A 25,130-nucleotide genomic window follows, 5' to 3' on the forward strand; every position below is an offset into this window, starting at 1 on the left:
GATACCTGATCTAGACTCGAATGAAATTTTAAGAATCACAATACAGGGGCTATGTTTAGCCCCTCATTGAAAAAAAGAGCTATCATTTATTCACAAAAAACTCGTTACCGTTAGCATGCACTTTCTCAATAGATTTATGTCCATTAATTACTCCCTTTGAAATAAGAGCCTTACTGATGGCCACATTAACCCTGTGCTTAAAAATAGTTACAGGTTTCTGATCCCATAAGTCCATAGGGAGATTACCATATGAAACGGAAGCATAGCGAGTGAACTCAAGATCATTAGCTTTTATAGTTGTTCTGATATTTGCAAAATCTTGATCCCTCTCGATGGTAAAAAAACTAGTGCCTCTACTCTTGTCTAATTTCTTTATCATTTTACCAAGTTGATTATAGATATCCTCTAGGGTCAAAAGAGTGCAGTTGAGCTTTTCTTTAATCGCCTCTAAATTATAACGAAAACTCTTCTTCCCTTTAGGGATACTATCTTTAAGATTTGACAAGAGTCTTTCACCTACTGCGGACTCTTGAAACTGTAGTTCAGAATATCCAACATTGTCGAAGAACTCAACATCGTAAAAGGCTCCACTGATCTCTAAAAGACTACCTTCACATAAGTTTGGAGACAAAACTCTTTTTGCTACAAAGCGAGGGAATCGATTAAAAAGAATGATGTCTTCATTGATATAGAGATCTTTTGATGTAAAAGCCTCAGTAACACTAAAGTAGTCATCTTTAATAGAACTAGCAAGATAATAAAACAAGAACCTTTGAGATACTTTAGATAAAACTTTTTTATCAGAAGTAATCGGAGACATTGGTATGCCATGCTTAGAATATGGAAAGATGCGTGTAACCCACCTGAAAGTATCAACGCTAGATAAAGGGAAGGCTGTAGTGCCAAGAAATGGCTCAAACATAATCTTGTTCTCTATAAGATACTTATAGTCTTCAACGTCAAAGGAGTCCCTTTTCCTGAAATTAGATGCAGTAAAGAGAGTCTTTGCGCGAACACCTAGAAAATCCTCTATATTCGCAATTGTTTTATTTAGATGTTCGCCTGTGACTAATGAAGAATGATCGTGAAAATCTGTAATAACTAGGGACTCACCACCCTCAAGCCCTAAGATGTACTTGTCTGGATGCTTCTCAAGGGCCTCTTTATCAGATACGATCTCGCCTGTAAAAACTGGAAAACGGGAATGAAGTAAATACTTCCCCTCAAAGAGAGAAAATAGGGGAAACTCTCTTTTTTTCAACCTAGTCCCTAAAAGAAGCCTATGGACACAATGAAAGACCTCTCTTGATATTACCTTATCTTTCCAAAACTCGAAATGACCATTTGGAGCCCCTAAGTAAGAAGTTAATGAGTTTAAATTTATTTCGTTCTGAATGACAAATTTTTTATATTCAGAAATGCACTCTTCCTTCATTAACTTACATGGCCTAGTGTATGAAATTTCTAAATTCATAAGACTCCCTTGAATACTATATCCATAAATAAAAACATCAGTATATGTGAAATTTGATTGTAATTACGAAAATTGTTATACTCCTTTTTTGGTGTCATTGAGACTATTAACCAGATAAATAATAGCAAGTTTTAAGCTTTCGATCAACAAGATCATCAAAGATCAAAAACAAACTTTCTTGGCAAAATAAAAAACAACTACAAACAATAAACAACTACACACCTTAAGGTTATCTTAAGTTTAGGAATGAAACCCGAACGTAGCACAGAGATAAACAAATCAAGGATAAACATCATTAAAAAAAATTTAGATTCGACCTGTAAGCCCCCGAAAACTAGTCATAAAAACCATTAAAAAAAATCAAATAATACAATAAAATCAATGGCTTACAAGGCATATTTTTTCTTAAAAATCTCTTATAAAACCACTTGTAAGCTACTGAAATCACATTAAAAAAAACATAAAAAACCATGATTTTGAGCTCTTAAACCATGTTGAGGCCCGTAAAATCTAGCACTTACGAACCCGCTTTATTAAAGATGAGCACGTCCGATATATTTGAACAAGAGGAAGAGGAGTTCAAATGAAAGACAATAAAGTGCATTTTCCAAAAAGTATCAGGGGCCATTATAAGTACACTAAAGCAGAAGTGGCTTACGGCTCGCTTGCGCTTTTGTTAAGCATTGGGCCGCTCTTCTATATCGTAAATTACACAGAAGTAAACAGTTCAAACAACGGCTTTTCGATTTTCTTTTTTATGATTGCTTTTTGTACACTGGTAATTGCCTTAAAAAAAATGAATACGAAAAATGGAACTAAGATTGGCAAGAACTCGATATTAATAAAGAACGATAAAGAAGATGTAATTTTCGCTATTGATGAAATCGCACATATTCAAAGAGCGCAAGGAAAGTCTGTGTTCATGCTCAAAAGTGGCGAGTCGTACATAGTAGAAGAACTAGGCCTTATGAAATCAAATTTCGTACATAATAAAATTAATCAAACAATCAAGAAAGCGTCAAAGGCCAGAAAGCCTGAAGAAGTTAATCAAAATATTGATAGAGTAGTTGAACCCATTAAAGAGTCTGAAGAATGTATAATCCTAGGCTGAGCAACAAAGGCTTTACCTTGGTGGAACTTGTAGTGGTAGCAGGTTTCCTTGGTGTTATTAGTATTTTGTTTGCATCGACTTTTCAGCAATCTAGCAGGGCCCAAAAAAGAGCAGTCGCAAGTATGGAAAAGTATTCACTATCAACAAGAATTGCTCAAATACTAAGAGAGAAGGACTCGTGTACAAATTCTATTGGCCCAGGAAAAGCTATTTTCGAAGGAGCAAAACTTAATAGTTTTAAAAACAGAAAGGGTGCAACAGTGCTTGAAACACAAAAGAAGTATGGTGGAAGCACAATGACTATTGATGATATCGAACTATCGGAAATAGAAACAAACGTAGACCCTGAAGGTAAAAAATACGGAGAATTGGAAGTACTGGTAAAGTTCAAGGATGTCAGTAAAACGAAAAAAGGAAAGAGGGTAGATCTCAAAAAATACCCTATCAGAATATCTCTTGATGAAGATGACTCATTTATTGCCTGTGCTTCAGATACAGAAAGCGCAGTTATCAGAGCGCGTATTGAGTCCTGCAAACAACTGAAAGGGGATTTTGACCTCATTAGTAAAACGTGTGTTCTTGTAGACTTTTCTCTTGCTCCAGTTGAGCCACCTTCACTTTACGAAGGAGTTTCAACACAATACCTAGAGGATTACAGAGATCAAATCTTAGAGAATCTATATGTGAACGAAAACGGCGACACAATGACAGGGGAGCTTAATACGCTTACAGGACTCTGTATCAAGGGGAATTGTAGAAGAACTTTCGTAGAGCAACTTTGTCCGAGTGGACACGTGATAAGTGACGTAAACTCAGATGGAACAGTAAAATGTGCAAACGTAACGTGCCCAGATCCGGCAACATTCTATATAGGAATTTCAAGTAACGGGACACCTATTTGTAAAGCATTTCCATCAACAACTTGTAATACAAATCAATATGTAGACCAAGTTAATGAGGATGGATCTGTTGTTTGTCGTCAACTTCCACCAGGAACAAATAAGTCATGCTTGCCTGGGGCAATAGGACGAATAGATCCAGACGGGAATCATGAGTGCTCAAAACCGCAAGAACTAGCAGGAAAGAGTTGTCCTATTGGTTTTGCTAACAGAGGACTCGATAGCAATGGAAACATCTTATGTGAAGAGCTTAATGGATCGCCTAAACTTATGTCTTGTCGTTGGATGGGGAGAAAGAGTGCAGACGAAGGTGATTGGGGAAGACGATACTGCCCTTCTGGCTATTCGCAACACGGTATTTATTTCAAAACAGGAGTTGCTACCGGAACGATCAAAGAACAAATTACAGAAAGCATGATTGCAGCTAGACACGATGGTAACTGGTTTACGAAAGACATTGAATATGATGTTAGATGTTGTACCTTGGTGATTGAGTAGGAGATATGATGTTCATGAAAAATCAAAAAGGTATAGCTCTTGTAAAAGTAATGATGGTATCAGCACTTCTTGCTAGCCTTTCGGCCCTTCTTTTGAATTTCACTAAATACCTCTCAAAAGAAACAAAGAGAGGGCAAGAAAACTATGAAATCGAGAACATAACAAATACTATAGCAAGCACTCTACTAAATTCAGCTTCATGTGTAAAAACCCTAGGTCACGGAGAGATTATTGATGAAGGGAAACTGATCGCAGGAATCAAAAATAGAAGAGGTCAATTTATTATAAAGCAACTTGACAAGTATGGTAACGGTCAACTGACTATAAAGTCTTTGCAAATAATAAATTTTACAAAGTCAGTTATGGCATCAGGAAACTATTCTTCTAATGCGGATCTGGAAATCGAAATAACAAAGAATTCAAGTTTAATAAAAGGAAACAGAAACATAACAAAGAAATTCTCATTAGATATGGAACTTGACTCATCTTCTAAATTAATAAAATGTTTCTCATCCCATGAAGAAGCCATCATGAAGTCTTTAGAGAAATCATGTGAAGACAACGGTGGAAGCTTTGATGCTGCAAGTAAAGTTTGTACTAGAAAGTATTATGATCCAATAACAAATCCAGCTAATGAAAAAGATGTTGTCACAACGATGTACCTTGAAAGTTTTGAAAAGAATTCTCTAGAGGATCTTTACGTGAATACAGAAGGTGACACAATGACAGGAAGCCTTGAGAGTTCAAATGGTTTCTGCATTAATGGAAATTGTAGAAAAACATTCTCACCACAGGTTTGTGGTTCAGGAAAGGTAGGAAATAAAATCAACACAGACGGGACGGTAGAGTGCGTAAGTGTAACCTGCCCAGACTCAAAGACATTTTATGTAGGACTTAGGCCAGACGGTACAGCACACTGCAAGGCCTTTCCGACGAACACTTGCACAGAAAAACAATATATTGCAAAAGTTAATGATGATGGAAGTGTTCAATGTCGAAATTTACCCGAAAAAACAGATAAGGACTGTAGAACTGTTAACGGGAAAGTCGGTGCGATTGGACGAATTGACGAAAACGGTAATCATACTTGTGTAGAACTCCCTAACAACTACGGTAAGACATGTCCTAATGGGACGTTGTTTCAAGGTTGGCAAACTAATGGAGCGCCTTCATGTTACGTACCAAACCCGCTAATTGGCCGAGATTGTAGATGGGCGGCTCCTGTTAATCAAAATTCTGAAAACTGGGCTTATTCATACTGTGCTTCAGGTGAGCACAGAATTGGAAAAAGAATGCGTGTCAGTACATCGAAAGGATGGTTTTACCAAGAGGACACGGAAGGAAGAGCAGGAGTAAAAAGAAGCAACGTAAATACAAGCTACTTTGTCCAAGCTCGATGTTGTACTTATAAGTTCAGAATGAGAGATAATAGATGATGTTTTTAAAGAATGAAAAAGGCTTAACTCTTGCGGAGATAATGGTAGCTATTGGGCTATTTGGCATTGTCTCTCTAGGTGTTTTGAAAATTATTCAAACTACCACAGAAGTCACAAAGAAATCAAAGATTGATCAAGAGCTAATGAGCTTAAGAACTACATCATCAGCAACCCTTTTGAATTCTGATTCATGCACTCAAACAATAGGTGTGGGGCAAAATGTTACTGAAGGACTTCTTATATCATCTATAAGAAACAGGAGAGGCCAAGAGATAATCTCTCTTAATCAAAATTTTGCAAATGGGCAGATTACAATTAAATCATTAGAACTAGTTGATCTATATACTGAGCCCGACACCTCTGGAAACTTAGTTGGTGATGTGTTTTTAGAAATTACTTTCTACAAAAAAAGTTCGCTGAGCAAGAAAGGTGTTGATATAAAAAAAAGAATTCCTCTTAGTTTAGAACTTACAGCATCAAATGATTTAATAAGATGCTTCTCTGCTGAAGAAAACGCTCTCTTAACATCATTAATGGAAATCTGCCAAGGGAGAGGGGGAGATTTTGATCCTGTAACAAAGAGTTGTCAACTTAAAGACTATAATCATGTATCACCTGATACCACAAACTATCAAGACATTGTCTCGACTAAATACCTTGAGAATTACAATGTCCAAATGTTAAAAGAAAAATACGTTGATACCAAAGGCGATACGATGACAGGAGATCTGAATAACATTGTATCACTTTGCATAAATGGAGAATGTAGAGAAACTTTTACCAATCAGATCTGTCCGACAGGAAAGGTGCTTAAGAAAATCAACACAGATGGACAAGCTGAATGCGTGAGCGTGACTTGCGATGATCCGAAAAAGTTTTATGTTGGACTAAACTCTGACGGTACAGCACACTGTAAAGATTTTCCAAACAACACTTGTTCCCTAGATGAATATGTCTCAAAAGTTAATGATGACGGGAGTGTGGTTTGTACAGAATTACCGCCAGAGCCAGATAGAAACTGCTTAACGGTAAATGGTAATGCCGGCGCCATCTCAAGAATTGACAGAAACGGCAACCACACTTGCGTAGAAATGGAATCATATTACGGCAAATATTGTCCATCAGGACAGGTTTTTGCAGGCTACATGTCAGATGGTACACCGTCATGCAAATATGCAAAACTAGAAGTTCAAAAAACATCAAGATGGACTTCGTTTTCATACGCTTCTAATGGATGGATTATTAAAAGTTGCGGCTCAAATGAGTATGTTTGCGGAAAAGAATATCAAATAGGTGTAGGCTCGGGACATATTCAATACGACGATACAGAAAGCTATGTAGGAATATCTGGAAAAGGTGACACATATAAATTAAGGGCCAAATGTTGTAAATACGTTACTAAATTTACCTTAAGTGACACACCACCAACACCATAGAGGAATAGATGATAAAGAAGAACTGTGAGAATATAATTATTTCAACTCCTGACGATACACAAAAAGGTCGCAGTTTCTTCTTTATTAAAATATGGGCCATACTAGCTATGGCCCTTTTTCAACTTAAAGGATTCTCTGAAGCTTTAACACAATCATCATGTACAGATGGAATTAGAGATCTTGTCGAAAAGAGAAAAAATGAGTACATAAGCTTGTATGCGAATATTGAAGACCGAAGCACCAAGCCGGCTTCAAAAAATGATAAACAAGTCGTTGATACTGGCGGTGTTATAATCATTTTTGACGACAATGGAAACCCTAAAGAAATCAGATTAGGAAAAGGGAGCCAAAACAACTCAGACACTAAAGATGAGAAAAAAACTGAAACACACATGGCCCCAAAAGGGCTTTTAAAAGATCTTAATAAAGTAAGTTTTAATTATGAGTTTGACTCGATGAATGGATTAGTTGAAGTTACTCCGTTAGTGTCAGGAAGAAATATAAACGAGTCATCCTACAAAGACATTAAAAGACTTATTCTCTACGCAATCGGTATTGATTTTTCAAATGACGGGAAGGCCCGTTTCCCTGTATCGCAAGAAGACTGTAATCAATACAAAGGGGTCGAGCAAACAGAAATCCTCTGTGCATCTGATAAAGAATTAGAAAATATAAATCTAAAAGAGCTAATATATATTGCCAATATTAATCATCTCATCAACGGCCTAGAAGGTGACGCCTGTGGACTGAAGATTAAAGACTTTACAAGCCTTGGTATTGATCCATACAAAATATCTCTTTATGCTGACAAGGATTCGAATAACACCGTACCTTTCTCTTCCCTGAAAAGGTATTCTGATCTTTACCTAACACCATTCTACGGCCAAGACTCACCTAGTGAACTATATGTTTCTTATGAGAATGGAAAGAGAGTAAAGCTTAAGGCTTTTAACGAAAGAAAGGCTTGTAAAAGCGACAATCAAACATACTTACCTAGATTGACATCAAAGGTAACGAAAGGTGATGAGGGTATTTTTAAATGTGAAATATCAGCTCAAATTGGAGGGGGCGATGAGATAGGCTTCAACGACACATATTTTACAAACAAGAAAATGATAGAAAAAAGTTTCTATGAAGAAGTAAAGCCTACAAAGATTGTATTAAACAAAAAGGATGCTCCATCAGATAGGAGCAAATCTTACACAGACCTCAAATGCAACAATTCCTTAACTGAGTGTTCGGCGAAGGTAATCGGTGCATACGCATCTTTTGAAATTAATGCTACCTATGATGATAAGGAGATGGTTTCTACTGTTTGTGAATTTAAAAATGATGAAAGCCTGAAGATGAAAGAATACACAGTAGAGGGAAGTGACTGTAAGTTTCAGTTCCCAGAAAAAGAAAATACGAGCATTCTTTACTATAAGGATGATGAAACTACTTTGCTTCTCAAGGATGAAATCTTTAAATATAAGGGCAATATCTATGCGAAACAAGTTAATGGCAGCGGATCAGTACTTGGGACAGCTTTTTGTGAAAAAAATAATGAAGTACAAAAAAATGAAAACTCCAAAAATTCCAAATACAAAGTTTCTTCAAAATCTACTAAAAACAAGTGTTCAATAACTGTACTTGTTGACGGTAAAGAATCTAATGATGCAGAAATCAAAATAAATGATTCTGCAAATATGAAATGCGAAAACAACATATGCAAAAAAAAGAACAGCTATAAAGATGGGAGCGTTGAGTACATAGTAAAATTTAAAAATGGCCTTGAAAAGAAGGAAGCTTGTTTAATTGGGGCAAAAGAGAAGAATAAAGACGAAGAATCTTCAGAAGACGAAGGATCTTTCCAAAGATTGACACCTGCACCACTACAGGAAATAAAAATCCCAAGTGGACAGCCGTTGTCGCCACCGATCTTACTTAGCTTATAACAAATAGGAGAATAAAAATGAAAAAAATTTATTTCTTACTAATTGTCTTATCATTAGAGACTAGGGCGAAAGTTGTGATTCATGGAAATTTATCTGGTAGTCAATCTGGAGCTAAAGACGCAAGTTACGTGAAAGTAGGCGACTCTAAAGAGAGCAAAGAGGTTGAGTGCAATAGGGATGATGGAATATCATACGGTTTTCTCACAAATGTTTTACTGGGGAAAACACCTGATTACACTGTTTCAGGGAATGATATTATAATCAGCCTCCCACAAAGAGTCAGTGCCTGTCTTGGAAAGATCGAGGCTGAGACAATAACAAATCAACAGACCAACAATGTACATCTAAAATTTAAGGCAAAAATAAAGAGTGGCCCTTATAGTAATAAAGGGCTATCGCCTGAGCAAGAATACGAGCTTTGCATGAAGGATCTGGCTTTAAGTGAAAATGGGAAGTATGAATATAACGACCTTTTAGAAAAAGGACATATTGCACCACCAGAGACTATGACCATAGGATTCGATAACGTAAATCCAAAAAGAAACTCAAAACTAATAATTTCCTCAACACAAAAGGATCTTGAATATCGTAGAGACAACCCTTTTGACATTTACAAGGGAGAGAAAAACACTATATTCACAGACCCAAATTTTAACTGCATGGACTCATTGAAACCTAAAGAAAGTGACGTAATGCTAGTTAAAACCTCGACATATAGGGAAGTAGAAGAATCTATAGCCATTTGTGAGAAAGGTGACTTAGCAAGTATTTACGAAAAGCTAAAATCCCTCCGTTTACAATCAAGCGGTAACTACCATCAATTGTCGAGCCTACTATCTAGTGTTCAAAATAAATTAATAAATGAAAGAGCAACAGAAATTATTGCCAAGCTGGAAGAGATTGAGGACTTAATTGCTCCGTCTGTTGAAGATGTCAAAAATGGTGATGAGTTTGGTGTAGGAAAGAAAAAAAGAAAAGAACTTCTGAAGAAATATGCTGAAACCATGAACTACTTTTCAAAAGAACTTTTGCCAATACTGAAAGATGAGCTAATTTACTTACAAGGAAGACTTGAGGAACTTGGAGATAGCGGCAGAGAGCAAAAGGAGAAAGATAGAATCGAGGAAGAGATAGAGGGCATCCTAGATATCGTTGCCATGTTTGACCGACAAAAAGAAGGAGGGTCAAAATACAAAAGACTAGTAAAGGCATTGCGTGAAGGAAATATGCAAAGATCAGGAAAGAAAATATTAACAGGATTAATACTCGCACAGGAGTATTCTGAAGCTAACAGCAAGAAATCCTTAGAGAGAGCTAGTAACCAGAGTGATAAAAGAATTTCAAGAATAGAAAGAAGCGTATTGGCTGACTGGGGTGATGAGGCACTAATCAGGGCCGGTGATAAATCCCCGATCCAGAGAAGGAAAGAGATCATCGCAGGAATTAATAAAAGAGCGCATCAAGACAAAAAAAGATTTTCTGCAAAAATGAGTCACTATGATGAATATATTCAAGACTACACAAGAGAGCTAGTAAATAGCTACTGTTCTTCAGGTGGTAATTATCAAGACTGTATGACGGTTAGAAGTAAATACCTCCCTAAGATATATAGCGAGTATTCCAACTGGAGAAATTCGGCCACGAGTAACTACTACAAGGAATTTAACAAAAAGTTCACAAGTGCCCAGAATGAACAAAGGGAGATATTAAACAGATTCAACGGTCTTTACAGTAACTACAAGCTAAATGAATTACAAAGTAAAGTCTCTAATGATTACAATAGCAATTTTGATCTTTGGACGGGGGCTGACCCTACTGAGAATAATTATTCACCATTTGGATTTGGTTTTCCGAGTCTAAACACAGGAAACGAGAGAGATCTTTTCTCAGATTTTTTTCTATATTAAAAAGGGAGTTTTTATGAAATTATTTAATATTGCACTTGTTATTATAATAATTGCTTCATGCAGAAGTAGTCTTAAAGAAAAAACATCTGACGGTGAAGATAAAATGATCACGAGAAGGCATATGGTATTAGGTGAGTCGATCTATAAAACATATGATTTCTACTTAAAAGAATACCCTAGAGCAAAGAGAATTGATGATGCGAAAATGAAAATGATACTAGGTCAAAAGAACTGGATTAGTATGTCTAGAGATTTTGAGACTAAAAATATGAATGAGCTAAAGCTTTTTGCCAGTGCAGAGAATGTGTTCAAGAACAAAGAAGAGGTAAAGGCCATTACGAATAAATCAGTAGGTGAATACACTTTCACTAATGCCTACAACTACTATTTAAATAACAAAGAGAAGAATAAAAGAAAAAGAGAAATTATACAGTCTGCTATGATTGGAAACTGGAAATATCAGCATTGGCAAATGATTAGCAGTGCAGCCGTTCTTTCCACAAAGGGACTCGGCAAAAAAGAATCGTTCGACATGTATCTCAACATACTAAGGGCGCAAGTAGAGCATGAAACAATCATGATTCTATATAGCTATAAAAACACATCGGATGAAGAAGTAGAGAAGTATTACAACTTAAGAATAAAGGAATTGGCCGAGAAAGAATATATTGTCGATAAGTATCATAGAGAGATGAGACTGAATATCATATCATTAATAAAAAATGAGATCGGTAATAACATTGGATACTTCAGGACTAAAGAGTTTAACTCTGTAGTAGAAAGGGCAGTAGCCTCATCTAAAGAATAAACGTGTAGAGGATAGCCTTGATGATTAATGAAATTATCAAGGCTTTTGCTTTACCTTCTAGGCAGTAAGTTTAAATTGCCTTCCCTAACAATCTAATCTTAATATACGCTACAACTGACATCGATACATAAATTAGAACATTAAAAAGTACAGTCAAAATGATACTTGTAAGAAATGATCAAGCTGATTGGTCTGACCGACCAAGAGTTAGGTGGAGCCCTTAAGCCAGAACTCCATCTTCATACCTACTATTAATTACGTTTCTAAAATTTTATCAAGAATTAAAATATTAGCTATTTAAGCTCATACTTTATCAAATTGCCCTTATTGTCTACTTCGTCGTAAGCCTTAGAAATCCTATGGAAAATATTCATTTCTTTGGTTCCTATTTTCTCTTGATCATAATTTAGGGAGCCAATCGTTCTCTTTTTATCTTTGCGAAAAAGAGATCCGAATGGATTTTCATTAGGATTCTTCTTTTTTGCTGTTGAACCTCCTCTTCCCCCAACGAAAGATGGCCCTCTCCCCCCAAGGTATTTTGAATTTGTACCGGCCCCAATTCCAGCAATAGTCTTACCGCCTTTAGCTCCATCTTGCCCCTGAGGACTACTTGATGATCCACCGCCACCGCCCCCTCCAGGACTACTGCCACCGCCACCACTTCCTTGTGCAATTGCTCCACCTTCAGAAACAGCGGGTGCATTAGCATTAACATGTCCTAAGCCGCCAGATCCGGCTTTTGTCGGATTAAATACCTTTGAAGTATCTACTCCTGCAACTTTGGGATCGGATGTTTCAGAAACACTTGCAAGACTTCTTTCTTCCTGTTTAGATTCTTTGTAGGCTTGATTTGTTCCTAATCCTCCAACATTATAGTCACCGAAGCTTGGAACATTTACAGTTGATGAAGTGTTCATTCTGCATTCAGAGTGTGTTGGATTAGCGTCACAAAATGCCATATACACATCCTGATTGGTATAAAATTCTTCTGGGATTGTTATTGTTTCCATATCTTCAATTTTCCCAATAGCATTACCAATCATATCTTGTTGCTCGTCTAGAGTTTCAGCGATTAGGTGTTCTTTTGTTGCATCAATACCTGCCTCTGAGGCGATAAGATAACCTGCTTGTCTTGCTTCACCATTTCTTAAAAAAGAGAATTTACTAAAATTTCTCTTACAAATATCAAGAGCAGAGAAAGTGCTTCCATACTGTACAGTTGTTGAGATACTAGAAATATTAACAAGGGCCTGTTGTATAGGTCTTTTGCAAAGCTCATCATTTTCGAAATAATCCTCTGAGCTTGGAATGAGTCTTGATGCGCCTAAAACCGCTGTTGCATGTGCAATTCTCGCAACCTTTCTTTCTTCGGCCATCTCTTCTTGCTTTTTCAGTCCTTCCTTCTGGGCCTTAAGAGCCTCTGTCGTGATGTTCGCTGTTGCATCGAGATTCATCATATTGAGTTGCTGTTCAGAGGTGAAGTCCATCGCATCATACTGTTGATAGGTATCGTGTGCAGTCTTCCCTAAAATAGCAACATTTTGAGCAGTTATCAGATCGCTACACTCATCATAATCTAGAGTCTCAAGGCCACTTAATTTACAAGTAATTCTTCCATTGAGCGAAGTTAGCTTTTCAGGTGTAATATAAGCATCTTTTTCGTCTCGCTCCATTTCAAAATTTTGCCCGAAAGCAGTTGCTACCTGAACACAAGACATTAGCTCATCGATTGCATTTGATATTGTTAAAAAATCATCCTCTCCATCTTTCTTAAAGACAGCTATTGCTCTGACGTAATCTAAATTATGACTACTTCCTGATTTATAAAGATCTTTTGAAATAGTTTTCCAATCTGAACCATTAAGAGATGCTATCTGGAAGACTGCTTGACATACATGTGACGAATAGGAACCGGCATATTTACTTGACGATACTTGGTAGCTATTATCTTTAGCATTTGCACAGTTTTTCACTTTTAGGAAGTCAGAGTTATGAGCTCCATGACACTCTTTCCAATTAGGAGCATCAGGTAATGTCTCGGTTTGTTCTTCAGTTGCTTCAGCACCGTTTACCACTGTGTTATTAGAAAGAACTTCAGTATTTGCCTGAACGGAATCAACCTCTGAGGATAGGGCATCCTCTAAAGTGGGAACACCTTCTAAAGGATCGCTATTAGTAACAACTTCCCCTGAGCCTAAAACGTAGTAAGGCGCAGAGATCAAGAAAAACAAAAAAAACTTTAGAGAAAAACGATTTACAGAGTTCATTAAAACCTAGCATCTTTCTCCTTTCGATACCTTCTTATTATCGTCTAATTCTACTTAGAGCTTTAATGGATATTGTAATTCACTGTATTTATGAGTTAGCCGTAAAAAATGATAGCCTTGATCTGGTGGCACTGAATAAAAAATAGACACTAAAAATTACACAGTTTCATAAGAACTATATTTATCTTGTTGTGAAAACATGAATAGTCAAAACGGCAACTTAAAAGGCCGGTTAGAAAAATGTCTTGAAATACGAAACTCTCAAGAAGATACGAAATTACAAAAAATCAGATGTCGTTAAAGTTATTTATTTCGCGATATTTCGCTGTATATTTAATGCAAGAAAGTAGTGAAGCTTGCTTTTCTCTAATGTTAAAGGTTGGTTTGTTGTTCAAACACTACTTTCTTTCTTTAAAACATTAAAAAGGGTTTGTTATGAAAAAAGTATTCGGTATGTTTCTACTATCTTTGACAATTGTTTCATGTGGATCATCTCACAAAGTAGACGATGTGGTTAAGAGGTACAGGGTTGCAGAAAGCTTCATTTGGGAAGATAACGTTAATAACCTTGATGAAGTATATGAAAAGAACCTGAAAACGGCGGGATTGAGTAACAAAGAGATTAACTATGAAGCATTGGATATTATCAACAAAGAACTAAAGAGTAAAAAGTGGAACGCGTATCTTACAGAGTTTGTTAAAAAGAATATTGAATTAGTAGAAAAAGCTGATGTTGAAGAGTCTGAATGGATCGGACACACAGAGGCCCAATCCCTAGATTTACTACTTTCTCCTGCGCATACAAAGGAAGCAAGAAACAAGTATCTTAAAGGCCACATTAAAGGTAGAGTTGAAAGGTTTAAAGATCTTGAAAAGATCTACGGGAGTGTAGACAACGCTCTAGGTAAACTTCTTGGTTCAGTTGCAGTTATGGCAACAAAAGATCTTTCTGAGCTCAGAATGAAATCTCTATATAACAAAATGAAAAACACCAGAAAATCGGAAATAATTAACAATATCGCATACGGGACAAAAGAGATGTCCGCAGATGAGCTTAAGAGGTACGTAGAGATCAGGGAGAAAATTCTCCCAAATAACACACTATTCAGAGAGAGAGCAACAACTTATGCTGTTAATAGAATGATTAACAATATCATAAGAAAAGTTTCAAAAAATAAAAGCGATGAAAGAGGACTTACAAACAAACTGAAAAAGCTAGTAAGACGTTAATCTAAAAACAAGATAAGAAACCAAGGGCTTAACTCTTGGAGAAATTAAGTAGGTTATATTTTAACAATATATTAATCGAGAGGATTATAAATTATGAGTGCATACAAGGTGCTGATCCTTATTGTCTTATCATTAAATGCAAGTTCTAAAAACATTTCAGTCGAGAGTTTTCGAAACCTCTTAAATGAGCAAAACAGGCTCTATCGAGACGTGAAACCAGGCACAAGTGTACGCTTCGTTACAGAACATTTTGATACGAATTTTAAAGATGACAGCCAAGAAAAGACTTGCAACACAAGGTCGATTGTTACCAAAACTGTAATTGGCACAATTGGCAACACTCGATTCGTCAAAACTGAAGAAGAGATGGATTTAGAGATTGCGAACCCTTGTCCGTCAAGACCTAGCTATTATAGTGGCAATATTATCGCAGAGGATATAAGAGACAACCTTGAAGAAAACGACGATATACTTATTAATGAAAGATCTGTGATCGAGTATATCGAAAAAGGTAGCTACAGGATAATTAATTCCTTTGGAAGTAAATTTACAGATGAAACGGTTGTAAACCTAATCTCGCCAAATTTGTTAGCTGTAACAAGCCGAGAAAACGAGTCATTAAAATTTAAAGCCAAACTTGAAAGCTATTTTAAAAAAGATATCTCCGAGTTTGACTTAAGTGACTCTACTGTGTGCCGCTGGACTCCCACTTCAGACAAGATGAAATACTTGAGCTGTGAAGACCATATTGACTTGAGCTTTCTGAATTGAAGTTTGGAAACTGGATGCCATCATAAAAGGCAGTGCAAAAAGGTCTACGGTGGCTTAAGTTAACATAGTGCTTAACCAGTAAAAAATTACTGCAAAATAAAAACCGAGGGGAGGGTTTTGAAAAAAAGTAAAGGCCCCAATGAAACACGTCCCGACAAATGACATAAGGGGCGCGTTTTTTTTCATCAGTCATAATAACGAACAGGAGGCCAGAAATGAATAAAACAAAAGCCTATTTGAAGGAATATGCTAATTCGTTAAGGGAAGACGACTTTCTAGAAACAACGAGTCTGAGTTATATAAGCAAAATGTTTAACATATTAAAAGGTTACACATACTTACTTTTTCTGGTTCTTATGAGCTCGATCATAATTACCATTTTAAAAGTGGAGGATTACTCCAATCTCCTCTTGGTTAGACATGTCTTCATAGAAACACTGGTAGAGTTATATAAACTTGCTATTCTTGCTATTCTTCCAATAGTACTTCTGTCATTGTTGTATGTATTAAAGGTCGCTTTTTTACATATTACTGATAAAATTAATGAATAGAGTTACAGTCGTAATGAAAAATGAATTTTTTGATTTATCTACGGTAAGCAATCAAGGGAGTCGATTTGAACACATTTAAAGGGAAAGGCAAGAGATATATAACAAGAGTGGTTTTCATGTCTCTAACAATCGCCATAATGAGCGTATCGTATATGAAAGGGCAAGCTGCCGCCAAAAAAGAAAGAACTAAAAGCCTTAAGGCAATGAAGAAAGACTATCTAATAAGCAGGTTAGTCCCGATCGCTACAGAACATCTCTTAGAAGAACTTGTTAGTACATACTACAGTAAAAAAGATCATGCAATAAAGTCTCCCGACTCCTTGCCTGATTTGGCCAATCTAGCAGTCTCTGGGAGAGGTCTATCAAAAGATGAGGCGACTTTAATGAGAGAATATTTCCAAGATTATTACTACGATTTTTTAACTTTTAAGCCTATCGAGGAAGGTGCTCATGTTTTATGCGTAAGCAACAGAATCGAAACGGCTTACAACTTATGTTTTAATCATGCAAAGAAAGCGTTAGCAGAAATAAGAAAGAGGTAGACTAAAATTGAAGAAGATAAAACTACTAACTGTTGGCCCACAAAGCGACAGTATAAAAACTTTTTTAAGTGTTCTAAAGTATGAATATGTTGAATCAGTAGAGGAAGCTGATTTACTAGTAATTAGTGAGAATTTCACTCCTGTATTTAATTCTATACATGACAGAATGCTTGAAAATGCTAGCTTTCTACAACAAAATACTGGAAAACCTCTTTTTGTGAAGATCTAGGTCTTTCTTTTCTATCTTTTCGAAGTGTTAATCGATATTGGGGGACATAAACTTATCTGATTATGCAATTACAGTATAATAAAGAAAACAATGTCGATTTCCGACAATATAAATAAGGCGAATTTCTAACAAGGAAACAAAAGGGGTCTTTATGAAAACATTACGGAGAAAAAACCTTAGCATTGATGTGTTAAGCAAAAAGGATAAGTTTGAAAATTATTTAAAACAAAGAGAATTCTCTGATGAAACGATTGATGAATTGCTTAACTTAAGAGAAGAGGCGCTACCAATATCAGGCCTAGACTTGCACTACTTTGAAACGATGATAAGACGTCAAGAGGAAAAGAGAAGCTTTTTAAGACAAGTGATTAACCTTGAATTCGAAGAGTATATGATCTTGATTATTTATAGTATCGCTTATGTCTTTCTTTCAGTTGTGAATAAGACCACAATCTTATTTGGTGAAACCACTAGGGGGCAAGATTTATTCTTTTCATTCTATGTAATAATGCTGCTCGCAGCTACAATCAAGTTTGCTTTTGAATATAAGTTACCACAATTTGTCAGATTTACTCTTATTGCAATATATTCTATTTGTTTCGCGTATGTCGTTAATCTTGCGACATCTTCATTTTAAGTAGTATTGCCTAGCAATGAATAACTTTTCACCTAAGGGAATCAATTTATGACACAGAAAAATCAGAATTATCTCAAGATTTTAACACTTCTAAAAACATCAAATAGAACCGTCAAGGAATTCGGTGAAATCTATCGAGTGCACGAAAGGATTACAAAAAAATAAAGATGTAAACATACCAACAGAGGAGATAACCTAGTTGAAAATGGAGATAATAAAATGAAGGGATCGTGTTTCTTTTATCGATGGGAGTTATTCTATATAGCCTTCTTTTTCTTTATGGGCTAATAATTGTAATCAAAAAAGGAAGAATTGAGCAGTACTTTAGAATTACGGGGCTTAGAATCAGAAAACTTATAAAGTCCTTAAGGGAGTAATTAATGGACATAAATCTATTGAGAAAGTGCATGGTGGGGGATGACCAACAAAGTAAAATCATTGAACTATTTTGTGATAAATTCTTTATCAGCTATGTTTACGAAATAAATGACAGAATTAAAAAAGATGTCTTAACACTAAATATTTTTGAAATTCTTGAGAAACTTGACGATGCTCATTATGATCTTCTTATTAGCATTATAAAGTGCATACGCGATGAAGAAGGAAAGCAATATTTACTTGAAATCATAAAGCCATTTAAAATCAAGTAAGAAGGGTAGTGCCTAATTAGGGGCAAGGATAGTATAGTTATGACAAAAGGAAGAAAGGCGATAAAGAGATATTACAAAAAACACTGCCTTGATCGTATTCGTAAGCGCACGACAATACGAATCGTGGACGAAGCACACAAGCTTTTAACTTTTCCATCAAGCGAGACAGTTCTTAGCGGCTTCAGACGTGCGTATGTCGTTACAAGCCAGCTACAAGAAGAAATGGAGACTCTTGAAAAGTCGCCAGAAGCAGAGCAAAAAAAAATGAATACCTACTGTACTTTTTCTTAATAGATGTAAAAAGTCTAAGTAGCTAAGTAAGGTTTTTTAACACAGGAGGGGGGTTGTTTATACATTATGGTATCGAAGGAATCGTGTTTCTCTTATCAATGGCGACCATTCTTTATATCCTTCTTTTTCTATATGGGCTAAAGGTTGCAATCAGAAAAGGAAGGATTAAGCAGTACCTTAGAGTTACAAGGCTTAGAATAAGAAGATTTATAAAATCCCTAAGAGAATAAGGTAAGGAAGAGAACATGAACAAGAAGAGATCGAATCCTAATATAAAGTGCTTAGTTGCAACATGGTTAACATTAAGGTGTACTCCGGTTTTGATAATTATTTTCGCACTAGTTGATATAATTAAACCACTTAATCAGTTACTTTCTCCAAGTCTCGACGTCTTTTATGTTGCAGGGACAATCTTCTTTCTGAGTTACACATTTGGAAATAGTTTCTGGAAAGGTACTCATAACAACTTATATGACAAGTTAGATAGTCTACTAGATATGGAAGATAAAAGTGAAAATTAATTTGAATTTTGGAGAATTATTCTTTTACAAAAAACGTCCTCAGTACTGTGTTTAACTTTTGTAATTTCTCTTTGTCGCGTGTGTGTTCAAGAATGTCTAAAAAAAGCTGATAGTGTTTGTTGTCTAGTTTTTGAGTAAGAGCAAACACGTCAATTTTTGGCTCGAAATAAAATATATTCTCACACAATTGCACAACTCTTCTGCTTGTGTCGTTGTCATTTTTGAAGCATTTCTCTAATAGCTTTATGTCCATTTTTTTATTATAACAGCCATTGACTCAGCTTGTTATTATTGAAATAGGGGTAAATATTTCACCCAATATAATAGAAATTATATGATATAAGCGACTGAAATCACGTTACGCTGACGTATGATTCTTATTTTTTAAAAATAAAATGACGACAAGAAAATTGCAATACAAAGCTTTTCGATAAGGGTTGATAACGCTGAAAAAAAAATGCAAAAAATCAAATTCGCACAACAATAAAGGCTCAAATAAAACTGAGGTAATTAAAGCCTCTTTTTATGCCTACAAGGGAGTTGGAAAATGGCTACGAATACAAGGCTATAAACTGGATGCACATAGATAATTTTAAGCAGAATGGATGGGAAGAGTTTGATGCGACTTTTAATATGCACTTTATAGTAATGAGAAGATCGCTTTAGTCAGAAAACTCCTTATTCCTTTTTTCACTGAATCCATAGTTCCAAACTTGCCGGCCATCGATCTAGGTGAAAAACTATGCGGAATCTCGCCCCATTTTCATCTGTCTTCTCAAGGCTTATGAAATAGAGCTTGCAAAATCTTCTAGTTCTTTAGTGAGATTTTCTAAATTGCTCCAAAAGCGATCGCTTGTTTCTTGATTTATCTGATTTCTTGCTCTTTGCGTATAAAACCTACTCAATAGCTTAAGGTCACTAGCAAAGATGGATCTGTTTCTTGTTTTATTAGTGAAAATCTCGCTTCTCCTTTTGAATTTTCTAACTAATGTAGCTATAGCACTTGCCCTTAAATCCTTACTAGGTGAATTCAATAATGCTTCCTCTAGTGATCTTCGCTTTCTCTCATGCGTTACTTTGAGTTTTGACGAGAGTTTCCTCAATTCGACAACATCTATAAAATCAATAAGCCTTTTGTTATCTATCTTAGCGTTTAAGCGTCCTCTTCTTTTAACCTTCACTCTACCACTCTCTATTTCCCACAAGCCTACGTCATCAGGAATTAAGGACATGATCCTTGGGAAAAACTTTGAATCAGAAACCACAACTACCTTATCAAAGTAATTTAAGTATGTATTCACCTGACTTTCTAGTCGTCGGAGACTATCTGCTTCACTCTTAATTTCAAACGCAATCAGTTTATCGTTTATTAGAATCGCAAGATCTACTCTTCTTGCGAACTTTCCAATAGTAAGCTCGTTCATTATTATCGATCTCTTATTAATAAGCCCTTTTTGCTTCAAACGGTTCAGAATAACAGCTTTTAAATCGGCTTCCAGTAATTTTACTTTATTCTTCTTCATGTTGCCTCTGATTGCCCGCACGTGGTCAGGATCTCTACACGCCGATAACTCTATTTACAATGTTTTTATACTATTTTTTTGTCATGATTCTTATAACTTCTGACTGCTTACTGAGTTCGGCAGTCTCATACGCAGTCCTTGTTTCATAATCAAGGGTTGCGATCTTTAGGTTCAAAATGGCTTGTTTGATATTTTTAATATTTTGTTGTGCCCACTTCTTCTCTGCTACAAGGTCTAAAATCGCCCATAGGTGATAAGGCTCCATCTCTTCAACTAGGTTATTCTTAATCTTACATCCGTAGTTCCTAAATCCCTTCGCATCATCAACCATCACTTATTTCCTTTTTAATCGAATATTTTACGACTCATTTTTTTTACTTAGTTCACAGAGACAGAGAAACCAAACAAGAAAAATAAAAGACATGCCAACACAAAAAAACACTAGCATGAGTTTATCTGTCACGGGCATTCTTAAGAAAGCCTCAAAAGTATTTGAGATTTCTGGTGGCGGGAGTTGAATTCCTGTCACCAGTACTCCTTTTTTATTGTCTTTTGGATCTCACGCGATAGATCACTTCAAAAACATAATTAAAAAAGCTTATTAGAGATTGCTCATCGAGTTCCTCTTGTATTGAGTTCAATGTTTCAAAGAAACTGAAGTTGCTATCAAGATATTCTTTCGCCGCATTTAATACTCTATTTGCTTTATCTTTGTCAGAATCCACTATGAAATATTCTCGATTTATACTTTCTCTCGATCCCCCTCTTTCTTGAAGAACAAACGGATCGTAAAGAAGTGCCAATTCCGTAAAATTTGCTAGAATATACTGAGTCTTATCTAGAGTATTGGGATTGGTTAATTTTTCAGATATGTCATAAATTATTGCATCCTTAGCAAAGCGCTCTAATTCTATTTTGATTTTTGGAATTTCTTCCTTCGTTATATCTCGTGTGAAACCTGATTCAGAGATACAGAAGTCAATGACATCACCCGTAATCTTTTCTTTAACATCTTCTTCAAAGACGCACATTATATCCAATCTTCTCAATGTGTTGTTTCTACTCATTTAAACCTCTGCTTACCTCTGTAAGATTACAAAATAATTATTTTTTCATCACGTTTAAATCATATTAAAGTTTTATCTCATTCCAGTTTCGATAAGCTGCACTTACCGAACAGTTCAAAAATTGAGAAGCCTTGTATGCTATTTTCGCTAAGCCAAGCTCCATCGTCGTTATTGTTTATTATAATGTACTACAATATAATAAACAATAACGAATCTCGATGTGAACTATGGCGCAAGTTATTTCAGATCCCTTAGTAGACCCGACTATTTATTGTACTTGAATATGAAAAAAGAAGTGTCTCTATTCTCGCCGAGGAGAGGTACTGAAGTACAGTGTTTTACAAAAAGAAAGAAAGTTGTTCTCTCTAAGGAAGGTGTAGAACCAGTAAGATCTTGCTCCCAACTTCAATCAAGCGACACCTTCCTGGTACAGCTTCAATAGTGAAAATAGCCCTTGTGAGTAATTTATTTCTTCTCTAAGTACTTCATCAGTAAAAAAGAATCGACCTCATACAATAAATACAACATGCAGCGGCAGCTAAAAATATATAACCATTAAAATTCTTTTCTTCTCTTTCGCTTGTCTCTTGCTTTTTCTTTGTATTGATATCCTCAAGGCGTTGTTTTAAATTCAAAGCTACAAGTTCTGCTTGAAGCTTCTCAGCGTCTGTTAAGTTGCCATTTTGTAAGAATCTATCTACGACTTCCAGTTTTTGAGACACCCTAGACTCATTTAATTTATCATCATTACTTCCGTTCATCTTATTTATCCTTTCTTTCAATACTGAGCAACATAGTGGAATCATTTTATTTTCTTATACTCTTAATTCCACCTGTCGATTTTGTCTTCTTAATCAAACCAGGAATTGAAACCTTTTTATTTTTTTCTTTTTCGACTCTAAGATTATTCATGATCCCTTCATCTTCACACTTTGCAATTATTGAATGGATTGCGCTAGGCTTGTATGATTCAACATCACCATAAGCTACCCTGTCTTGAAAGAAACTATTTAAAGAATCAGACTGAGAAATAACGGAGTCCATAATGCTATTAAGTTCTGTTTGTTTCGCTTCACTTCTAACTTGCCTTACGTCTTGTTTCAGGTTTATCATTCTCCCGATCCCCTTTAACATAATTGACTCATCATCTTTAGCTAAGCATTTTTTAAATTCATCATTTTTATCCAGATAATCGCTTACATATTTACAAACTCTATAGTCCACTTCTGTTAGGTTTGCTCTCATCCCCTTTTTAAAATTAGGCTCAATTAATGCCTGGCTAGTTATTCTATCAACACTACAATTAGCATCAACATTGTCTCTGAATACAATAGTCTTATTCATTGGATAAGCTTTCATATTTCCTTTAGACTGTTGGTAGTCATACCACTTCATAACTTGCTTATTCCCCTCCCTGTCAATTACAATGCTTTCATACTTTCCGCTTGGGGATCTCTTTATAGATATATTTACATATTCTTTGGCAGTTCGCTTATTGGGCATCGATCGCTGTGTCTCAAAAGCATATTTTTGAATCATACCACCATTGCCTAACTTCTCCGTAGTGTAATCGACACTGTTGCCATCAAACTCAACCTCTCCCGTATCATAATTGATAGAGACATACTCATTAAAAGAATGCGGCATAGATTGACCCAAAGCTCTTGAGCACTCCGAAAAATTATTTCTCTCCATCGCAAGAGAATTAAAACTAAAAAATAAAAACAAACCAATCTTTAAATAACCCATTCTCAAATCCTCCATTATTTCTATCTCATGACTTATCGAAAATATTCAGAGAATGTTTAGAAAAAACAATTATTTAGAGATCGTTTCTAATTATTGAAAGAATGATTAATTAAAAAAATGTAAAAAGTTGACCTACTCTTTTTCAACTTTAAAACATGTTGAAGCCCAAAATTATAAGCACTTACAAATCGAGTGAAGATATAAAAAAGCAGACCGATAATGATAAAAGGCTTGCAGGACTCTCACACCTATAAACACAACAAGAATCAAAAACTCAAGCTAATTAGGGCCAACGAAAGATGGCCCTAACTTACATCTAAATTTCACAAAGAAGAGTCCTGTATTGCTTAATCAGTTACTTTTACATAAGCATAAAAAAGGTTGCCTATATCAAAAACCTTAGTTTCAACCTGTGGCTTAAATGAACTATGAGTATTATTAATGAAGATGGTGCCAAAAAATATTAAAAATAGATTTTTAAAAAGTTTCACGCTTTGCCGTGTTTGATAACTAACTAAAAAAGGTAGCGACAGAGAAATGATCATTATTAACCAAAAAACTTATCAAAACATACAAAGGATAAATCACTATAGGAGAGATGTGACTTATGAAATTACTTACATAATTCCCCTGTCGCTGTTGTGATTAATATATATCAACTACAAAAAAAATCATTAGAAAATGAAGCTTAAGCTAAAGCGAATTTTCGCAAGGGTACTGAAGGTTTCATAACAAACCATTGTACGAAAAACAAAAAGAGAACTAGCTGAAATGAGGTAAAGTAATTTCTGAAAAATTAAATAATAATGTATGCGAAACCATGAATTTATTACTGTCTATAAGTTGTTCACTTCTACTGAAGCTTAGCTAGAACAAAGTCTAGCGGAACTTTTACCTTAACAAAAGAATGTGATCCTTCCCTAGAGCTTGGGGGGATAAACTGAGAGAACCTAAAAAAGAGCCCTTTTTGATACTCCCCGTTTCTTTCAATAGATTGCCTTACTGTTAAAAAAACAACTAACCCACTGTGATTAAATTTGGTTTTATAAGTCACTTGTCCAAACTCATTGCAACTAGCCTTAAAAATGTACTTTTTAACACTAGAGGGCGGCCAATGGTTATCATTCCTCATAACAGGAAGGGGTGAAGTAGAGTAAAAAGCAGGAAGATCCCTCGCGTTGTAGACATAGACGTCCTCCCCCTTACAGCTCCATCTCCCATCGCTAGAAGTTGCTACCTCTGAGCCTATTGATATTGACACCATGGCCGATGCTATTGCCTTAATAAAATAAAGGCCAATGAATGAAAATGTAATTATTCTCATAAGTACAACTCACATCTAAAAAACCCAACCGAAGCTGGGCTCTTGAAGTTAAGTATTGAAATGTTTTTAGAATGTTTTCACTTTAACATAAGATTCTATAAAAAATTAATTTTATTTCGCAGCTTCTGTTTTACACAAGAAAAACCATCGGACTATTCCATTATTTACTTGAGCAGCAAGGCCAATAGGAAAAAATATTTTTTTCAAAAACCGACCTTTGACCACAGCCCACAAATAATACGCTAAGAACAGACAAGGTATCATAAGGCGCT

The 25,130-nt window shown here is 35.6% G+C and carries 22 protein-coding genes; 15 read left to right on the forward strand and 7 right to left on the reverse strand.

What is annotated here, in order from left to right; all coding sequences use genetic code 11:
• Positions 1-82: 82 nt before the first annotated feature.
• Complete coding sequence (locus tag ABMA72_RS16530; RefSeq protein ID WP_393058072.1) at positions 83-1,474, reverse strand: hypothetical protein; 1,392 nt, start codon at positions 1,472-1,474, stop codon at positions 83-85.
• A 583-nt stretch (positions 1,475-2,057) separates the two neighbouring features.
• Between ABMA72_RS16530 and ABMA72_RS16535 the strand changes: the two genes are divergently transcribed.
• The 7 genes from ABMA72_RS16535 (at position 2,058) to ABMA72_RS16565 (ending at position 11,506) form a co-directional block, all read left to right on the forward strand.
• Positions 2,058-2,585 (forward strand): hypothetical protein, encoded by a 528-nt coding sequence (locus ABMA72_RS16535; RefSeq protein ID WP_393058074.1) that lies wholly within the window; start codon positions 2,058-2,060, stop codon positions 2,583-2,585.
• Between the two features lie 32 nt (positions 2,586-2,617).
• Positions 2,618-3,982, forward strand: coding sequence for a hypothetical protein (locus ABMA72_RS16540; protein ID WP_393058076.1), 1,365 nt, complete (start codon positions 2,618-2,620; stop codon positions 3,980-3,982).
• A 14-nt stretch (positions 3,983-3,996) separates the two neighbouring features.
• Positions 3,997-5,418 carry a hypothetical protein gene (locus ABMA72_RS16545; protein WP_393058078.1) on the forward strand — a complete coding sequence of 474 codons (1,422 nt, stop codon included), beginning with the start codon at positions 3,997-3,999 and terminating at the stop codon, positions 5,416-5,418.
• On the forward strand, positions 5,415-6,854 hold the full coding sequence (locus ABMA72_RS16550) for a type II secretion system protein (RefSeq protein ID WP_393058080.1): 1,440 nt from the start codon (positions 5,415-5,417) through the stop codon (positions 6,852-6,854). The genes ABMA72_RS16545 and ABMA72_RS16550 overlap by 4 nt, the downstream gene beginning before the upstream one ends.
• 212 nt (positions 6,855-7,066) lie before the next feature.
• A complete protein-coding gene (locus ABMA72_RS16555; RefSeq protein ID WP_393058082.1) occupies positions 7,067-8,791 on the forward strand; it encodes a hypothetical protein in 1,725 nt (574 codons plus the stop codon).
• Positions 8,792-8,808: 17 nt separating this feature from the next.
• Positions 8,809-10,698: a hypothetical protein gene (locus ABMA72_RS16560; RefSeq protein ID WP_393058084.1), complete on the forward strand. Its 1,890-nt coding sequence runs from the start codon at positions 8,809-8,811 to the stop codon at positions 10,696-10,698.
• A 13-nt stretch (positions 10,699-10,711) separates the two neighbouring features.
• On the forward strand, positions 10,712-11,506 hold the full coding sequence (locus ABMA72_RS16565) for a hypothetical protein (RefSeq protein WP_393058086.1): 795 nt from the start codon (positions 10,712-10,714) through the stop codon (positions 11,504-11,506).
• A gap of 293 nt (positions 11,507-11,799) precedes the next feature.
• Here the strand turns inward: ABMA72_RS16565 and ABMA72_RS16570 are convergent, their stop codons facing one another.
• Positions 11,800-13,737 carry a hypothetical protein gene (locus ABMA72_RS16570; protein WP_393058087.1) on the reverse strand — a complete coding sequence of 646 codons (1,938 nt, stop codon included), beginning with the start codon at positions 13,735-13,737 and terminating at the stop codon, positions 11,800-11,802.
• Positions 13,738-14,208: 471 nt separating this feature from the next.
• Here ABMA72_RS16570 and ABMA72_RS16575 point away from each other — a divergent pair, with 471 nt between their 5' ends.
• The 8 genes from ABMA72_RS16575 (at position 14,209) to ABMA72_RS16610 (ending at position 19,195) form a co-directional block, all read left to right on the forward strand.
• Positions 14,209-15,003 (forward strand): hypothetical protein, encoded by a 795-nt coding sequence (locus ABMA72_RS16575; RefSeq protein ID WP_393058089.1) that lies wholly within the window; start codon positions 14,209-14,211, stop codon positions 15,001-15,003.
• Between the two features lie 93 nt (positions 15,004-15,096).
• Positions 15,097-15,774 carry a hypothetical protein gene (locus ABMA72_RS16580; RefSeq protein WP_393058091.1) on the forward strand — a complete coding sequence of 226 codons (678 nt, stop codon included), beginning with the start codon at positions 15,097-15,099 and terminating at the stop codon, positions 15,772-15,774.
• Positions 15,775-16,390: 616 nt separating this feature from the next.
• Positions 16,391-16,867 (forward strand): hypothetical protein, encoded by a 477-nt coding sequence (locus tag ABMA72_RS16585; RefSeq protein ID WP_393058093.1) that lies wholly within the window; start codon positions 16,391-16,393, stop codon positions 16,865-16,867.
• Positions 16,868-16,874: 7 nt separating this feature from the next.
• Positions 16,875-17,096 (forward strand): hypothetical protein, encoded by a 222-nt coding sequence (locus ABMA72_RS16590; protein WP_393058095.1) that lies wholly within the window; start codon positions 16,875-16,877, stop codon positions 17,094-17,096.
• A gap of 151 nt (positions 17,097-17,247) precedes the next feature.
• Positions 17,248-17,733, forward strand: coding sequence for a hypothetical protein (locus ABMA72_RS16595; protein ID WP_393058096.1), 486 nt, complete (start codon positions 17,248-17,250; stop codon positions 17,731-17,733).
• A gap of 380 nt (positions 17,734-18,113) precedes the next feature.
• Positions 18,114-18,383, forward strand: coding sequence for a hypothetical protein (locus tag ABMA72_RS16600; RefSeq protein WP_393058098.1), 270 nt, complete (start codon positions 18,114-18,116; stop codon positions 18,381-18,383).
• 39 nt (positions 18,384-18,422) lie between these two features.
• Positions 18,423-18,674, forward strand: coding sequence for a hypothetical protein (locus ABMA72_RS16605; protein WP_393058100.1), 252 nt, complete (start codon positions 18,423-18,425; stop codon positions 18,672-18,674).
• 245 nt (positions 18,675-18,919) lie between these two features.
• Positions 18,920-19,195 (forward strand): hypothetical protein, encoded by a 276-nt coding sequence (locus ABMA72_RS16610; protein ID WP_393058102.1) that lies wholly within the window; start codon positions 18,920-18,922, stop codon positions 19,193-19,195.
• Positions 19,196-19,977: 782 nt separating this feature from the next.
• On the opposite strand, the gene ABMA72_RS16615 is transcribed toward ABMA72_RS16610, so the two are convergent.
• The 5 genes from ABMA72_RS16615 to ABMA72_RS16635 form a co-directional block, all read right to left on the reverse strand.
• A complete protein-coding gene (locus ABMA72_RS16615) occupies positions 19,978-20,718 on the reverse strand; it encodes a sce7726 family protein (RefSeq protein WP_393058104.1) in 741 nt (246 codons plus the stop codon).
• A 70-nt stretch (positions 20,719-20,788) separates the two neighbouring features.
• Positions 20,789-21,049, reverse strand: coding sequence for a hypothetical protein (locus ABMA72_RS16620; RefSeq protein ID WP_393058106.1), 261 nt, complete (start codon positions 21,047-21,049; stop codon positions 20,789-20,791).
• Positions 21,050-21,260: 211 nt separating this feature from the next.
• Positions 21,261-21,785, reverse strand: coding sequence for a hypothetical protein (locus ABMA72_RS16625; protein ID WP_393058108.1), 525 nt, complete (start codon positions 21,783-21,785; stop codon positions 21,261-21,263).
• Between the two features lie 488 nt (positions 21,786-22,273).
• A complete protein-coding gene (locus ABMA72_RS16630; protein WP_393058110.1) occupies positions 22,274-22,546 on the reverse strand; it encodes a hypothetical protein in 273 nt (90 codons plus the stop codon).
• Between the two features lie 46 nt (positions 22,547-22,592).
• Complete coding sequence (locus ABMA72_RS16635; RefSeq protein ID WP_393058112.1) at positions 22,593-23,534, reverse strand: hypothetical protein; 942 nt, start codon at positions 23,532-23,534, stop codon at positions 22,593-22,595.
• Positions 23,535-25,130 lie beyond the last annotated feature (1,596 nt).

This window comes from Halobacteriovorax sp. CON-3 (assembly GCF_043196995.1).
Lineage (GTDB): Bacteria > Bdellovibrionota > Bacteriovoracia > Bacteriovoracales > Bacteriovoracaceae > Halobacteriovorax_A.

Bases quoted from the DNA above. Each gene is read 5' to 3' on its own strand.
- ABMA72_RS16530 (WP_393058072.1), bottom strand. From the start codon at position 1,474: ATGAATTTAGAAATTTCATACACTAGGCCATGTAAGTTAATGAAGGAA.
- ABMA72_RS16535 (WP_393058074.1), top strand. From the start codon at position 2,058: ATGAAAGACAATAAAGTGCATTTTCCAAAAAGTATCAGGGGCCATTAT.
- ABMA72_RS16545 (WP_393058078.1), top strand. From the start codon at position 3,997: ATGAAAAATCAAAAAGGTATAGCTCTTGTAAAAGTAATGATGGTATCA.
- ABMA72_RS16550 (WP_393058080.1), top strand. From the start codon at position 5,415: ATGATGTTTTTAAAGAATGAAAAAGGCTTAACTCTTGCGGAGATAATG.
- ABMA72_RS16560 (WP_393058084.1), top strand. From the start codon at position 8,809: ATGAAAAAAATTTATTTCTTACTAATTGTCTTATCATTAGAGACTAGG.
- ABMA72_RS16565 (WP_393058086.1), top strand. From the start codon at position 10,712: ATGAAATTATTTAATATTGCACTTGTTATTATAATAATTGCTTCATGC.
- ABMA72_RS16575 (WP_393058089.1), top strand. From the start codon at position 14,209: ATGAAAAAAGTATTCGGTATGTTTCTACTATCTTTGACAATTGTTTCA.
- ABMA72_RS16580 (WP_393058091.1), top strand. From the start codon at position 15,097: ATGAGTGCATACAAGGTGCTGATCCTTATTGTCTTATCATTAAATGCA.
- ABMA72_RS16595 (WP_393058096.1), top strand. From the start codon at position 17,248: ATGAAAACATTACGGAGAAAAAACCTTAGCATTGATGTGTTAAGCAAA.
- ABMA72_RS16600 (WP_393058098.1), top strand. From the start codon at position 18,114: ATGGACATAAATCTATTGAGAAAGTGCATGGTGGGGGATGACCAACAA.
- ABMA72_RS16605 (WP_393058100.1), top strand. From the start codon at position 18,423: ATGACAAAAGGAAGAAAGGCGATAAAGAGATATTACAAAAAACACTGC.
- ABMA72_RS16610 (WP_393058102.1), top strand. From the start codon at position 18,920: ATGAACAAGAAGAGATCGAATCCTAATATAAAGTGCTTAGTTGCAACA.
- ABMA72_RS16615 (WP_393058104.1), bottom strand. From the start codon at position 20,718: ATGAAGAAGAATAAAGTAAAATTACTGGAAGCCGATTTAAAAGCTGTT.
- ABMA72_RS16620 (WP_393058106.1), bottom strand. From the start codon at position 21,049: ATGGTTGATGATGCGAAGGGATTTAGGAACTACGGATGTAAGATTAAG.
- ABMA72_RS16625 (WP_393058108.1), bottom strand. From the start codon at position 21,785: ATGAGTAGAAACAACACATTGAGAAGATTGGATATAATGTGCGTCTTT.
- ABMA72_RS16630 (WP_393058110.1), bottom strand. From the start codon at position 22,546: ATGAACGGAAGTAATGATGATAAATTAAATGAGTCTAGGGTGTCTCAA.
- ABMA72_RS16635 (WP_393058112.1), bottom strand. From the start codon at position 23,534: ATGGGTTATTTAAAGATTGGTTTGTTTTTATTTTTTAGTTTTAATTCT.